The 14435-nt window shown below is 63.4% G+C and carries 13 protein-coding genes; 3 read left to right on the forward strand and 10 right to left on the reverse strand.

Translation table 11 applies throughout. From position 1 onward, the window contains the following. Positions 1-83: 83 nt before the first annotated feature. From KPL81_RS01915 to KPL81_RS01925, 3 genes are all read right to left on the reverse strand, one after another. Positions 84-2267 (reverse strand): ATP-binding protein, encoded by a 2184-nt coding sequence (locus KPL81_RS01915; protein ID WP_219790454.1) that lies wholly within the window; start codon positions 2265-2267, stop codon positions 84-86. A gap of 27 nt (positions 2268-2294) precedes the next feature. After that, positions 2295-2834, reverse strand: a complete 540-nt coding sequence (locus tag KPL81_RS01920; protein ID WP_240549009.1) for a putative pterin-binding protein — start codon at positions 2832-2834, stop codon at positions 2295-2297. A 94-nt stretch (positions 2835-2928) separates the two neighbouring features. After that, positions 2929-3741 (reverse strand): DUF2189 domain-containing protein, encoded by an 813-nt coding sequence (locus KPL81_RS01925; protein ID WP_209473709.1) that lies wholly within the window; start codon positions 3739-3741, stop codon positions 2929-2931. Between the two features lie 237 nt (positions 3742-3978). On the opposite strand from KPL81_RS01925, the gene KPL81_RS01930 reads away from it, so the two are divergent. Beyond that, complete coding sequence (locus tag KPL81_RS01930; RefSeq protein ID WP_219790455.1) at positions 3979-4350, forward strand: c-type cytochrome; 372 nt, start codon at positions 3979-3981, stop codon at positions 4348-4350. 10 nt (positions 4351-4360) lie between these two features. Beyond that, complete coding sequence (locus KPL81_RS01935) at positions 4361-5677, forward strand: NAD(P)/FAD-dependent oxidoreductase (protein WP_219790456.1); 1317 nt, start codon at positions 4361-4363, stop codon at positions 5675-5677. Between the two features lie 17 nt (positions 5678-5694). Here the strand turns inward: KPL81_RS01935 and KPL81_RS01940 are convergent, their stop codons facing one another. The 5 genes from KPL81_RS01940 to KPL81_RS01960 all read right to left on the reverse strand — a co-directional run bounded on the left by KPL81_RS01940 (position 5695) and on the right by KPL81_RS01960 (position 11955). Next, a complete protein-coding gene (locus tag KPL81_RS01940; RefSeq protein ID WP_219790457.1) occupies positions 5695-6123 on the reverse strand; it encodes a universal stress protein in 429 nt (142 codons plus the stop codon). 12 nt (positions 6124-6135) lie between these two features. Beyond that, complete coding sequence (locus KPL81_RS01945; protein WP_219790803.1) at positions 6136-8733, reverse strand: TRAP transporter permease; 2598 nt, start codon at positions 8731-8733, stop codon at positions 6136-6138. 128 nt (positions 8734-8861) lie between these two features. Then, positions 8862-9842: a TAXI family TRAP transporter solute-binding subunit gene (locus KPL81_RS01950; protein WP_209473713.1), complete on the reverse strand. Its 981-nt coding sequence runs from the start codon at positions 9840-9842 to the stop codon at positions 8862-8864. A 282-nt stretch (positions 9843-10124) separates the two neighbouring features. Continuing rightward, positions 10125-11513 (reverse strand): KamA family radical SAM protein, encoded by a 1389-nt coding sequence (locus tag KPL81_RS01955; protein WP_219790458.1) that lies wholly within the window; start codon positions 11511-11513, stop codon positions 10125-10127. Positions 11514-11724: 211 nt separating this feature from the next. Continuing rightward, on the reverse strand, positions 11725-11955 hold the full coding sequence (locus KPL81_RS01960; RefSeq protein WP_209473715.1) for a DUF2798 domain-containing protein: 231 nt from the start codon (positions 11953-11955) through the stop codon (positions 11725-11727). A gap of 153 nt (positions 11956-12108) precedes the next feature. Between KPL81_RS01960 and KPL81_RS01965 the strand changes: the two genes are divergently transcribed. Beyond that, a complete protein-coding gene (locus tag KPL81_RS01965; RefSeq protein ID WP_219790459.1) occupies positions 12109-12624 on the forward strand; it encodes a macro domain-containing protein in 516 nt (171 codons plus the stop codon). On the opposite strand, the gene KPL81_RS01970 is transcribed toward KPL81_RS01965, so the two are convergent. Together KPL81_RS01970 and KPL81_RS01975 are read right to left on the reverse strand one after the other, a co-directional pair. Then, positions 12612-13916, reverse strand: a complete 1305-nt coding sequence (locus KPL81_RS01970; RefSeq protein WP_219790460.1) for a TRAP transporter large permease — start codon at positions 13914-13916, stop codon at positions 12612-12614. The two genes, KPL81_RS01965 and KPL81_RS01970, sit on opposite strands and share 13 nt — an antisense overlap. After that, on the reverse strand, positions 13906-14385 hold the full coding sequence (locus tag KPL81_RS01975) for a TRAP transporter small permease (RefSeq protein ID WP_209473718.1): 480 nt from the start codon (positions 14383-14385) through the stop codon (positions 13906-13908). The genes KPL81_RS01970 and KPL81_RS01975 overlap by 11 nt, the downstream gene beginning before the upstream one ends. Positions 14386-14435 lie beyond the last annotated feature (50 nt).

A 14435-nucleotide genomic window follows, 5' to 3' on the forward strand; every position in this document is an offset into this window, starting at 1 on the left:
TACATTGGCGTCAGTCGGGAAGTTGGGAGCGCACTCGCGGCAGGCGCGACGCAGACCAAGCCAGGTATCTGCGCGAGTCCCGGCTAGCGAGACTCCACGTGGGCATTCCGCCACTGCTCGAGTGCCTCGAGCGTGACGGGAATACCGGCCAGCAAGGCGCGGAGCTCGATACCCGCCTCGTGATGCTGCCCAGCATGGGCGTATCGCTCCAGGCGCTGGGCCATTGCGGCCAGCCGGCACCCGCCGACGCTGCCGGTCTCGCCCTTGATACGGTGTGCGCTTTCCTCCAATCGCGTCATGTCGCCGCACTCCCAGGCGGACCGAAGGTTGTCGATATGCTGCTGCAGTTGCTCGCGGTGGACACCGAACAGTGTATCGAGCGCCTCCGCGCCCAGTATTGCCCGCAAATCGACCAGCACGGCCTCATCCACGATACCGTCAGGCGAGTTCTCCTCCACAAGCAAAACCGGCAAGTCAGCCCTCGCTCGCCCGCCCAGGCCATGCCGAAGCGACGCCGCCAGTTCATCTCGCCGCAGCGGCTTGGTCAGGTAGTCGGTCATCCCCGCGGCCAGGCAGCGCTCGCGCTCGGCGCCCGGTCCGCCTGCGGTCATTGCCACGATCGGCACTCTGGCACTCCAGCCAGTGGCCGCCCGCAAGCGCCGGGTAGTTTCCAACCCATCCATGCCGGGCATCTGCACGTCCATGAAGATCAGATCGAAAGTCTCTCTGGCGGCCAGTGCCAGCGCCTTGCTACCGCTCTCCGCCACACGCACCTGGCAACCATGGCGCTCGAGGAGCGCTACCGCCACCTGCTGGTTCACCGGGTCGTCTTCCACCAGTAATACCCTGACACCTATCGCCGGCTCCAGCTTCGCCGGCTCGGGCGCTTCCGGCTCCTGTTCGTCGTGGGACGGCTCCAGCGGCAGCTCTAGCCAGAAACGGCTACCGCGGCCGAGATGGCTATCGACGCCGATGCTGCCCCCCATGGCCTCGGTCAGGCGTCGGCAGATGGCCAGCCCAAGCCCGGTACCGCCATAGCGCCTTGCCGTCGAGGCATCACCTTGCCGGAAGGGCTCGAAGAGCCACGCCTGCTTGTCCTCGGGTATGCCAGGGCCGGTATCGCAGACCGCCAGGCTCAGGCGTCCTTGCGCACTCACCTTGGCTTCGATACGGATCTCGCCCTGTTCGGTGAACTTGATGGCATTGGAAAGCAGGTTGAGCAGCACCTGGCGCAAGCGTGTCGGGTCGCCCATCAGCGGCTCGGGCAGGTCAGGCGACACATACGTGACCAGCTCCAGCCCCTTGGCCCTGGCGCGGGGGGTGAAGAGTTCGCAGGCATCCCTGATCAGCGCAGTCAGGCGGAAGGCGCGTCGCTCGAGTTCCAGCTTGCCCGATTCGATCTTGGAGAAGTCGAGAATGTCATTGATCAACTCGAGCAGACGCGCCGCGCTGACGTGCAGCGTGCGGGCATACTCGCGCGACTGTGCGTCGATCGGCTGGTCCAGGAGCAGATCGCTCATGCCTATGACGCCGTTGAGAGGCGTGCGAATCTCGTGGCTGACCGTGGCCAGGAATTCCGACTTCGCCTGGCTGGCGGCCTCGGCCCGACGGGCAGTGGTTTGCAGCTTGCGACTCAGAGATTCCAGCGAGCGGCGCGCCTGGGCATTGTCACGCGCCTCGCGTACCAGAAAGACGATCACCAGCATGGCGGCCAGGCTCATGGCAAGGATCAGCGCCAATAGCAGGGCGTAGAGGGTCTGCAGCACCTTGCGATCATGAGTCGCCGATTCGGCAAGATGGCCGTTGACGGCAATGATCAACTGCTCGGTCAGTCCCCCTACCCGCTCCAGCCGGTCGGACAAGACCCAGCGCTCTTCCTCTTCCAACTGCCCGATCTCTTCAAGCAGGCGATCCAGGTCATCGATACGCACGATCAGGTCGGACAGCAATCGGTCGGCCAGGGGCACCTGGGCGACCGCTCGGCTGATGTCGCCGCGCTGCAGCAGATTGACGCGGCTGTAGATCAGTTCGAAACGCAGCCTCACCGACGACAGGGAGCGCGCATTGGCCGCTTTCAAGGCCAGGTCGCTACGCAGTTGCGTAACGTCACGATCGAGTTTGTAGGCGTGCCAAGCCGCATCTTCGATCACGCTCTGGTGGAGCTGCTCCTGGCGCCAGGCTGCCAGCCCCACCACCACCAGAGCGGCCGTGAAGAAGATCAGCGCCGCCGCTGATACCAGCTTCAGGCGTAGCGGATAACGCAGCATGCGACGATGCCTCGCATCGGGCCAAGATTACGGGACATGGACGCTGCCCACATGCCACACCGAGCGGTGGCGAATGGTCTCGTTGAGCAACTCAGGGTGCTCATCGAAGGGGTAGAGGACGAACATAGGACCCAGATCACGCACGGCAATGGGCGCCCCATCACGTTTCATCGCCAGAATCACGCCGTACTGGTGAAAGTCGGCTACCGGCACCTCGGCTTCGTAATCGTTCAACGCCCGGATCCGCACATGCTCGCTGTCAACACCGGCCACTTCAAGCAGAGCCCGTAGCAATGGACCCTCGAATCGACCGACGCCCTCGGTCCAGGGCGTGCTCGTCTCGATCACGCCCTGGTCGAGCGCCATCAGCATCGCGCGGTCGAGGTGCAGCTCAGCTCCGACGTTGGGATGGTCGAGGTCGCCCGTGACCCTGAGCAGCACCTCGCCTTCCGGGGGAGGCAGGGACTCAGCCAGCGCGGCGGTCGTGATGCTGCACAGGAGTAGGCTAAGGGTCAGGACGGCGCGGCAGGGCCACAGGGCATGCATCGGTGGGGCTTCCGTATTCATGATGAAGCCCCAAGCCTACTCGAATCCCAAGAGAAGTTCAGTTCCTCAGCGGCAATGTCGAGCCGCAGGGGGCGATCCCCCTGCGGCCCCATCGTCACGGATTCCCGTCTCTCTGCTCACAGCGCACCAGATCCTCGTAGGCGTGCCAGCTGGCATGTCCCAGCACGGGCAGTATCAAGGCCAAGCCGATATAGAAGGTAAGCACGCCCACCAGGACGCATGCAGTCAGGATGAGGGCCCACAGCAGCATGGGACGAAAATTGCGTGCGACGGCACGTATACTGGCCTCGATGCCCTCCATGAAGGTCAGATCCTGATCCATCAGGGTCGGGATGGCGACCACACTGATCGTAAAGGCACCGAAAGCCAGCACGGCCCCCACCGCGGTTCCTACCGCTATCAGGCCAAGCCCGTCGGGGGTGGTCAACAGCGAAGCGTAGAGCTCCGTCGCCCCAGGCGCCTCGAAACCGAAGAAGAGCGCGAACAGCAGCGTGGCCAGGCGAATCCAGGCGAGGAAGAAGATCATCATCATCACGCCCATCATCGCCAACTGCCCGGCGTGCGGACGCCAAGCACTGAAGGCGTCACCCAGATGCGGAGCGCGGCCCTCCTCGATGGCACGACTGATACCGTAGGAACCGACCGCTACCAGCGGCCCCAGGAACATGAAGCCTGCCACCAGCGGCAGCAGCCAGTGCCACAGGCCAAGCACGATGGCACCCGCCGTGATGGCGATACTCAAACCGACCCAGAACATGCCGTAGGCGAGGCTGACGGCGGCGGCCTGGCGGAAATCCTCGAAACCGGCAAGCAACCAGGCCTTGGGCCTGTCCATGCCAATCGAGTTGATGATGATCTTGACGTTGGGAGTGGAGGGTTGTCCGGCGCTTCTTGCGGCTGCGTTCATTGTCGTACCCCGTCTGGTCGCCATGAGAAGGACGATGCGAGCGTTCTACCGGCCGGGAGGTCCGGATCACGTCTTGTTGTCTTAACGCAGTTTTAATGTAGTTGACCGAACGCAAGACTGCCGCGCGAAGTTGTCAACGCAACAGGTCGACCTGCTCAACTCATGCATGTCGTCCTCACATGAACGGGCACGCCAAAGGCGTGGTCCAACCAAGAACATGCTACTCAGGACCTGCCGATGAAACGGACTCTTCACCTGGCATCCTCGGCGCTGCTCGTTGCGCTATCGGGAGTTGCCCTCCCCTGCCTTGCCGAGGCCACCTCCTCCACCGAACGTACCGCCCTGATGGCCGACAGCTGTGCCAATTGTCACGGCACCGACGGACAGCTGATAGGCAGCGTACCGACGATTGCAGGGAGACCGGCGGCCGTTCTCGAAGCGCGGCTGCTCGCGTTCAAGCACGACGAAGCGAGCGATGCCACCATCATGGATCGCATCGCCAAGGGCTTCACCGACGACGAGCTGGCCGTACTGGCCGAGCATTTTTCCGCTATCGACCCGGAAGAAGCCGACGACACCGGGGATACCGAACCACAGCAGCAGGAGTGAGACGTACGCCATGACGCAGCATTCCCCACGTTCGGGCCTCGACCGGCGCCAGTTGATCAAGGGTCTTGGGGCCGCCTCGCTGCTGCCCCTGCTCGGCAGCGTGCCCCCTTTCACCATCGGCAATCAGCATGCCGGTCAGGTGGTCGTGGCGGGCGGAGGCTTTGGTGGCGCCACCGCCGCCAAGTATCTCAAACGGGCCAATCCCGCCATTGAAGTGATACTGGTAGAGCCCGCCGAGATCTTCCACACCTGTCCCGGCAGCAATCTGCACCTGGGCGGGTTACGCAGCATGGAGTCCATCGCCCAGGGCTATGACGAACTCAAGGATCACTATGGAGTTCGCGTGATCCATGCCAGCGTGGATGATGTCGACCCCACCGCCCATACGGCGAGACTGTCCACCGGTCGCGAGCTGAAATACGACCGTCTGATTCTCTCGCCGGGAATCGACTTCCGCTGGAGCGCGCTGGAGGGCTACGATGAGACAGCCGCCCAGCAGGTACCGCATGCATGGAAAGCCGGCGCCCAGACGGAGCTGCTGCGCTCCCAGTTACTGGCCATGGAAGAAGGCGGTACCTTCGTCATGGTCGTCCCGGCCAACCCTTACCGCTGCCCACCCGCCCCCTACGAGCGCGCCAGCCTGGTGGCCAGTTTCCTGGCCCGGTACAAGCCGAAAGCCAAGGTGCTGATTCTCGACGCCAAGGACAGCTTCTCCAAGCAGGCGCTGTTCCAGCAGGGGTGGGAGGAGCTTTATGGCGATCGCATCGAGTGGGTGGGGCATTCGGACGGCGGTCGCGCTATCCGGGTCGATGCCGCACGCCGGGAGGTCGAGACCGAGTCCGGCACCGTGCATCGGGCCGACGTGCTCAACGTGATACCGCCGCAGAAGGCCGGCACGATCGCCGAGCGTGCCGGCACGACCGACGACTCAGGCTGGGCACCAGTCAAGCCCGAGACTTTCGAGTCGCAGCACGTCGAGGATGTCTTCGTCATCGGCGACGCCGCCATTGCCGACCCGATGCCCAAGTCGGCCTTCTGTGCCAGCGCCCAGGCCAAGGTAGTGGCGGCAGCCGTTGCCGCCTCACTGGAGGCACGCCCGGCGCCGGAAGCGTACTGGACCCATGCCTGCTACAGCCTGATTGGTCCCGAGTATGCCGTCTCGGAGGCGGGCGTCTATCGCGTTCAGGACGGCGTCATTGCCGAGGTCGCAGGAGCCGGCGGCCTGAGTCCGCAGGATGCCTCCAGGACCACTCGCGCCCTGGAAGCCGAGTACGCCATCGGCTGGTACAACGCGATCTGCCAGGACACCTGGGGAACCAAGGCCTGATGTCCCGGCACGCCAGCTCAGCGCACGATCATCACCGACATCTTCGAGTGGTGCACTACGTGTTCGGCATTGGGTCCCAGCACGTAGTCGGCGAACTTGCGCTTGTTGTGCGAGGCCATGACGATCAGGTCGACCTGGAGCTTCTTGGCCGCCTTGACGATCGCCTCCCAAGGTGAGCCGTCGACGATCACCGACTGCACCTTGACGTCATCTGGCACATGCTCCTGGATGAAGCGATGCTGCGCCTGCGACAGGGCCTGGTGCGCCTTTTCCTCGAAATCGCTGGGGAAATAGGAACCGACCAGCGGCATGTGGTAATCCGGCAGCACCGTCACCACGTGCAACGAGGCACCGAAGGTACGGCACAGGGTCAGCGCCGTGGGCAGTGCCTTGGCCCAGGAGGCTTCCTCATTGAGGTCCACCGGCAACATTATCTTGTCGTACATCTTCTCCCCTCCTCAAGCTGCCTGGGCGGTCGACGGCTGCCGTTGGCGCCGCCGACGCTGCAACAGCACTACCAGGCCGAACACCAGGAAGCCCGGCAACCACATCCACTCCTTGGCCCAGCGATCCACCGGAGCCAACACCTCGACGATCTCCTGGTCGAAATCGAAGCCGAGATCTTCGGCCGTGCTGCCGAACTCGACGAAGTCGACGAGGGTTCGATCGTCTTCGGTCAACAGCTCGAGTCCCAGACGCTGCATGCGCTCTTCGGCAGTGTCGCCGCGGGGTACCGGTACCTGGATATAGGTGGTCATGGGCTCGCCGTAGGGGTTCAGGCCCTCGATCTGCACCCTGAGCTGGCTGTCTTCGTCGACATTGCCCAGGGCCTCGACGAACTGCTGCGGCGGCACCGACCGGTAGGGATCGTGAATGCGATCCATCCAGAAGCCGGGGCGGAACAGGGTGAAGGCCACCAGCAGCAGCAGCAGCGACTCGTACCAGCGACTGCGCACCAGGAAATAGCCCTGGGTGCCGGCGGCGAAGATGAGCATGGCGATCGTCGCGATGACAAAGATCACCATTCCCTGCAGCCAGTTGACCTCGATCAGCAGCAGGTCGGTATTGAAGATGAACAGGAACGGCAGCGCCGCGGTACGCAGGCTGTAGTAGAACGCCTGGAAGCCAGTGCGCAGCGGATCTCCCCCGGACACTGCGGCCGCGGCAAACGAGGCCAGCCCCACCGGTGGCGTCACGTCAGCCATGATGCCGAAGTAGAAGACGAACAGATGCACCGCGATCAGCGGCACGATCAAGCCATTCTGCTGGCCCAGTAACACGATGACGGGGGCCATCAGCGCCGACACCACGATGTAGTTGGCGGTGGTGGGCAGCCCCATGCCCAGGATCAGGCTGAGCAGGGCGGTAAACAGCAGGATCAGCAACAGGTTGCCCATGGCCAGGATCTCGACCACGTCGGCCAGTACCAGGCCCACGCCGGTTTGGGACACCGCCCCCACCACGATCCCCGCGGTCGCCGTAGCGATGCCGATGCCGATCATGTTGCGCGCACCGGCGATCAGCCCGTCCCACAGGTCGACGAAGCCCTCCTTGATGTCGGCAGCCAGGCGGCTACGGCCACGGAAAAAGGCGGTGATGGGCCGCTGGGTGAGCATGATGAAGATCATCAGCACGGTGGCCCAGAAGGCCGACAACCCCGGCGAGAGGCGCTCCACCATCAGGCACCAGACCAGCACCACCACCGGCAGGATGTAGTGCAGGCCAACCATGACCGTTGGCCGGGTCTGCGGCAGGTTGATCACCGGCGAGGCAGGGTCATCGAGTTCGAGCTCCGGATAGAATGAGCCAAGCTTGAGCAGGCCGACATAGACGACGGCCAGGATGATCCCCACTACCCAGGGCGTGGCATCGCCCAGCACCGGCTTGAGCCAACCGAGGCCATAGTACACGGCAAACGAGAGCCCCATGAGCAGCAGCAGGCCGGTCAGGAAGCCAATCGCCTTGTTGAGGAAGGGGCGCGCGGGATTGCTCGACGGCAAGCCCTTCATATTCGCCTTGAGCGCCTCGAGGTGGACGATGTAGATCAGTGCGATATAGGAGATCAGCGCCGGCAGGAAGGCATGCTTGATCACCTCCACATAGGAGATGCCGACGTATTCCACCATCAGGAAGGCCGCAGCCCCCATGACCGGCGGCATGATCTGGCCGTTCACCGAGGACGACACCTCCACCGCACCAGCCTTCTCGGCCGAGAAGCCGACCCGTTTCATCATCGGAATGGTGAAGGTACCGGTGGTCACGGTATTGGCGATGGATGAGCCGGAAATCAGCCCCGTCATGCCGGAGGCCACCACCGCGGCCTTGGCAGGCCCGCCCTTGTAGTGGCCGAGCAGCGAAAAGGCCACCTTGATGAAGTAGTTTCCTGCGCCCGCCTTGTCGAGCAGAGCCCCGAACAGCACGAACAGGAACACGAAACTGGTGGAGACGCCCAGGGCAATGCCGAATACGCCCTGAGTAGTCAGCCACTGGTGATTGATGAGCCCATAAAGGCTGACCCCACGGTGGGCCAGGATGCCCGGCATGTAGGGACCGAGCAAAGTATAGAGGATAAAGACCGAAGCCACGATCATCAGCGGTGGGCCGAGAGCGCGCCGGGTCGCTTCGAGCAGGACCAGTATACCGGTGATACCAACGATCACGTCCTGCAGGATGGGGGCGCCAGGTCGCTGGGCCAGTGCGTCGTAAAAAATGAAGATATACAGGCTGCAGAAGGCACCGACCAGGGCCAGTCCCCAGTCCGGCAGCGGAATGCGATCGCGCGGTGAGCGCTGGAACGCCGGATAGGCCAGGAAGGCCAGAAAAATGGCGAAGGCCAGGTGAATCGAGCGCGACTCGGTTGCGTTGAAGACACCGAAGCCGACCATGAAAGGCAGCGGCGAGGCGATCCAGAGCTGAAACAGCGACCAGGCGGCGGCAACGCCGACCAGCAGCCTGCCTGGCGCGCCGAGCGGCTTGCGAGCACCCGAGTCGCTCGAGGCCACCATATCCTCGAGATCCACCTCGGACTTTTGTGGATTTGTCTTTTCGTCAGTCATTACCGTCATGCCCCACGATCGCTGCAGCCCTCAAGGGCTTTGGTAGTCTGTGCAGGTCCAAACGGACGCGCGGACCCTTCAGGGTCCGCGCATCTCAGCAGAGGGACGCCTTACCCCTCAGTACCGGATCACTCGATCCAGCCACGCTCACGATAATAGCGAGCGGCACCGTCGTGCAGCGGTGCGGTCAGGCCGTCCGAGATCATTTCTTCTTCGCTGAGATTCTCGAACGCCGGGTGCAGGCGCTTGAAGCGATCGAAATTCTCGAACACCGCCTTCACGGTTTCGTAGACGATCTCTTCGTCCACTTCGGCTGAAGTCACGAAGGTGGCTGCAACGCCGAAGGTCTCGACGTCCTCGTCGTTGCCACGATACAGACCGCCGGGAATGACCGAACGGGTGTAGTAGGGATGCTCCTCGATGAGGGCATCGATCTCCTCGCCGGTCACCGGGACAAGGCGAGCGTCGATAGTGGTAGTCGCTTCCTGGATGGAGCCATTGGGATGTCCCACCACGTAGACCATGGCATCGATGTTGTTGTCGGCCAATGCCGCGGCCTGCTCGGCGGCATCGAGCTGAGAGGCCAGCGAGAAGGTGTCGGTGTCCCAACCCATCGCATCCATCACCACGTTCATGGTGTTGCGCTGGCCGGAGCCCGGGTTGCCGATGTTGACACGCTTGCCGGGGAAGTCGGTGAAGTGCTCGATGCCGGAGTCGGCGCGCGCGACCACGGTCAGCGGCTCGCCGTGCATGGTGAAGACGGCACGCATGTCTTCCCAAGCGCCGTCTGACTCGAAGTTGTCCTCGCCGTGGTAGGCGCGATACTGGACGTCGGATTGCACCACGCCCATGTCGAGCTCGCCGCTGCGCATGCCATTGACGTTGGCCACGGAGCCCCCCGTGGACGGGGCGTTACAGCGAATGTTGTGCTCGTCACTGCCGCGATTCACCATGCGGCAGACGGACTGGCCCACGACATAATAGACGCCCGTCTGGCCACCGGTACCGATGGTGATGAAGCGTTCCTGGGCCACGGCCGGCGCGGAGAACATGGCGGCGCCCAGGAGCGCTCCCGAAAAGGCTGCCGCGGAAAAAGCATGGCGTTTCATTAACACACCTCTTTGACGTTATTGGCGAGTCGTCATTGCTGACGAGCTGATCCCTGAGTTGCCAGTCGCTGACGCCACTGGCTGGCGGAAACAACCGCTCCTCTCTACTTTAGCGAAAAAAACGTCGGGATGATGGGTCTTTTTCCATTCGACTAAGTTTAGTCCGACTTTCCGTTAAGTGTGCGTTAATTCCTCATATGCATGCCCCATGAGCCCCTTAATCCTTCGCGCCGGCAAGCCCGCCGACTGGCGGAAGCAGGCGAGGCCGCTCGACGAAAGCTCTCAGGATGCCGTCATGATCAGCGCCTGCTTCTCCTCCTTCATCGCGGCGAAGCCGGCCTCGAAGAAGAACTCGCTCTCTCCCAGTGCCGGTTTCAGGTGATTGAGCCAGGTGGCGGCCTCGTCGTACCTGGCAAAGAACGGCTGCTGCACCCAGTCACTGTCACGGCCCTGGATGAAGCGCAGCACGAAGACCTTCTCGCCGCGGATCTCGGCCACACCCTGTATCTCGACCTTGCCCGGATCGGCGGACATCGACGGTCCGCGGGCGGTGCGCGCCAGCCCCGGCACCTGTTTCATCGCCTCACGGTAGATCTCCCAGGCGCGCACCAGCGGCACTTCGAAATAGTGGCGGGCGCCGGTATCGCGCTCCACGAACATGTAATAGGGGATCATGCCCAGGCGAACCTGGGTGGTCCACATGCGCGCCCACTGCTCGGCATCGTCGTTGATGTGCTTGAGCAGTGGCGCCTGGGTGCGGATTTCGGCCCCGGTGGCACGAATGCGGCGGATCGCCTCACGGCAGATGGGGGTGTCCATCTCCTTCCAGTGGTTGAAATGTGCCATGAAGGCCACATGCTTGCCGGCGACGGTCAGTTCACGAAACAGCGCCAGGATGTCTTCGGCATCCGGGTCGGTGACGAAGCGATAAGGCCAGAAGGTCAGGCTCTTGGAGCCGATGCGAATGTCCTGTACGTGGTCCAGCTCAGGCGCCATCAACCCTTCCAGATACATGCGCAGATGCTTGGCCTTCATCACCATCGGGTCGCCACCGGTCATCAACAGGTCGGTCACCTCGGTATGCTCGGCCAGGTAGCGGTGCAGGGAATCCGCCTCGCTGGAGGCGAACTTGAGATCCTTGTCGCCGACGAACTGCGCCCAGCGGAAGCAGAAGGTGCAATAGCTATGGCATACCTGTCCCTGGCTGGGGAAAAACAGCACGGTCTCGCGATACTTGTGCTGCATGCCGGGGAGCGGCTCGCCATCGAGCAATGGCAGATTGAGGTCCATCTGCCCCGCCGGGTGCGGATTGAGTTCGGCACGAATGCGCTCGATGACCGGCTTCATTTCGTCGGCGCCGGCGTCGCGGCGAACCAGTTCGGCAACCTCAGCGTAATGCTCGGGCAGCAGCATGCCGCGCTGGGGGAAAGTGAGCTGGAAGATGGGATCGGCCGGCACATCGTCCCAATCGATCAGCTCCTCGATGACGTATTCGTTGACACGAAACGGCAGCACCTGGCTGACCACCCGCATGTCGAAACGCAGGTCGTCAGGCAGACGCTGGATCGCCTCGATCTTGTCCAACTGGCGATGGGTATAGACCTTGAATTGGCGGGCCTCGATGGCCTCGACCCCAGCGTTGCCGAGATCGAGATTCACATGCTGGTTCATGTCTCCTCCTATTGTCGTGGGCCATGGCCGGCAACCCTGCATTGCGGCGCAGCAACGCCGACACGCCAAGCGGGAGTCGGCGAGCCGTGGCTTATCGGGGGGGAGCACATTGGTACCGCCTAGACAGGCGAGTTGCAAGTTTTCGCAGCCTTTTGCAACGAATGTCGCGGAAAATAGCAAAAACGTTACGCAGCGTCTCGTCCGGCCTCGTCTAGTCCTTACGCACCAGACGCCCCACCAGCCGCTGGAGGCGCGGCGCTCCGAGCAGGATGAGGGCAAAGGCTATCGGCCAGGCGATATAAAAGGCGCGCCACCAGCGTGCAAGAAACTCAGCATCGAGTCCGGTATTGACCCACGTGATGACGAAAGTCATCAGCGTCACCATGTAGATCGACATGAGCAGTGCAAAAGTCAGCGGCGCGTAGCGCGGAGCAATCGACATCGTTCGCCTCCGTCATAAGATTAATATAACCATATAACCGTAATGACATCGCTCAAATACGGCACGATGCCGCAGCTTCTCGCATGGCGGCGCGCCTTGGACATCGGCGCTTCATACCGCCACACTCAAGGCTCAGGCAAGAGGAGACCGCCCATGACAGGCCAACTGGAGTGCCGCCAGGGAGATATCGCCCGGCAGTCCGACATGGATGCCGTGGTCAATGCCGCCAACGCCGAACTGCGCCCCGGCGGGGGCGTGGCCGGCGCCCTGCACCGGATGGCCGGGCCGGAGCTGGAGCAGGCCTGCCGCCCGCTGGCGCCGATCGTGCCGGGCCAGGCGGTGCTCACCGAGGCCTTCGGCCTGCCCAACCGCTACGTCATCCACTGCCTGGGACCGGTATACGGCCGCGACACGCCGGAAGCGGAACTGCTCGCCGCCTGCTATCGCAACGCACTCGAGCTGGCCGAACGCCATGGGCTAGCCAGCGTTGCCTTCCCGGCCCTGTCGGCTGGCGCCTTCGGCTACCCCCTCGAGGAAGCGGCCCGGATCGCCCTCGCCACGGTTCGCGAGACGCTGCCGCGCTGCCCAGGCATTGAAAAGGTGCGCTTCGTGCTGTTCGATGCCGGCAGCACTCAGGTTTTCCAGCGCATCCTGGATCAGACGTTGTAGCCGAGTGTCCTCGGTAACCACAGCGCAATCTGCGGAAAGATCGCCACCAGCGCCAGGGCACTGGCCATGGCAAGTACGAACAGCAGTGCCCAGCCCAGGGTCTGCTCTAGACGGATCCTGGCAATCTCGGTGGTTACCATCAGGTTGACTGCTACCGGCGGGGTAAACTGGCCGATGGCGATGTTCATCGCCAGGAGAATGCCGAACCACACCGGGTTCCAGCCGAAGTGCTGCATCACGGGAATGAGGATCGGCATCATGATCAGATAGATCGAGATGGCATCGAGCAGCATCCCCGCCAGTAGCACCGCCAGCATGACCAGGATCAGCAGCAACGCGCCGTTGTCTGACAGGCCGATGACCCACTCCGCCAGGTGGCGGAAGGTTCCAAGCATGGTGCCGGCCCAGGCGAAGATGCCGGCCAGGGCGATGATCAGCATCACCACGCCGGAGATGACCGCCGCCTCGCCGAGCAGATTCCACAGATCGCGCAAGCCGATCTCACGGGTCAGCAACAGCCCCACCATGGCACCGTAAGCTACCGCCACCACGGCCGCCTCGGTCGGCGTGAACAGCCCCGAGCGCAGCCCGCCGAGGATCAGTACCGGAGCGAACAGCGCCGGCAGCGCCTGCTTGAAGGTCTCGCCCACTGCGAGGCGTTCAGCCCTCTCCCCGGGCGTGCCCCCCTCCCAGCCGTAGCGCCGGGAGACCACCAGCGCCGGCAGCAGTAATGCCAAGCCAGCCAGCACGCCGGGGAAGAGCCCGGCCGCGAACAGGGCCCGCAGGTCGACCCCGGGCACCACGATGGAGTAGAGAATCAACGCCACCGAGGGCGGGATCAGGATCGCCGTGGAGGCGGAAGCGGCGATCAGCGTGGCCGAAAAAGGCCTGGGGTAGCCCGCCTTGGTCATGCTCGGCAGCATCACCATGGCCACTGCCGCAGCATCCGCCGGACCGGAGCCGCTCATGCCGCCCATGATCATGCATACCAGTACCGCCACCAGGGCCAGGCCGCCGTGACGGGGACCGATCAGCGCCTGGGCGAAGCGCACCAGGCGCAGCGCCACCCCGGCTCGCTCGAAGATCAGGCCGGTGAGAATGAACAGCGGAATGGCAATCAACGGGTACTTGGCAATGCTGTTGTAGGTATTGGTACCGAGCGTGGCCAGCATTGCCGGCGAGAGGCCCGAGAGAATGCCCACCGCACCGGCCAGCGCCAGCGAAAAAGCCACCGGCACACCGGCGACCAGCAGCCCGGCGAAGGCCAGAATCATCCACAGGTCAGGGTTCATCGTCGAGCCTCCCGCGCAGGCGGTCGACGGTCTGCTGTACCAGCCGAACCAACATCGCCGTCGTCAACAGTGGCAGCCACGCCAAGTACCACCACTGGGGCAGACCGAGTCCCGGCGACAGCGATTCCCACTGGTACTCCTGCCAGGTCAACTTGGCGCCGTACCAGATGATCAAGCCCAGCACGACGGCGGTACACAAGCCCTGAAACAGGATCAGCACCCGGCGCGGCACGTCCGGCAGCGCACGCTCGAGCATCCCGATGCGGATATGGCCGTTTCGCCGCAGCGCTACCGAAGCGCCGGTGAAGGTCAACACCACCAGCAGAAACACCGAGAACTCCTCGGTAAAGGCCAGTGAGCCACCGGTCACGTAGCGCGTCACGACATTGCCCAGGCTGATCAGCGAAATGATCGCCAGCGCCAGTGCGCCCAGCCAGCGCTCCGGCCTGGCGTCGGGGGAGAATTTCATCGCAGCCTCGCGGTCACAGGCCCGGCGTCGTGGAAGACGCCGGGATCAGG

It is taken from the genome of Billgrantia antri (genome assembly GCF_019430905.1).
GTDB lineage: Bacteria > Pseudomonadota > Gammaproteobacteria > Pseudomonadales > Halomonadaceae > Halomonas > Halomonas antri.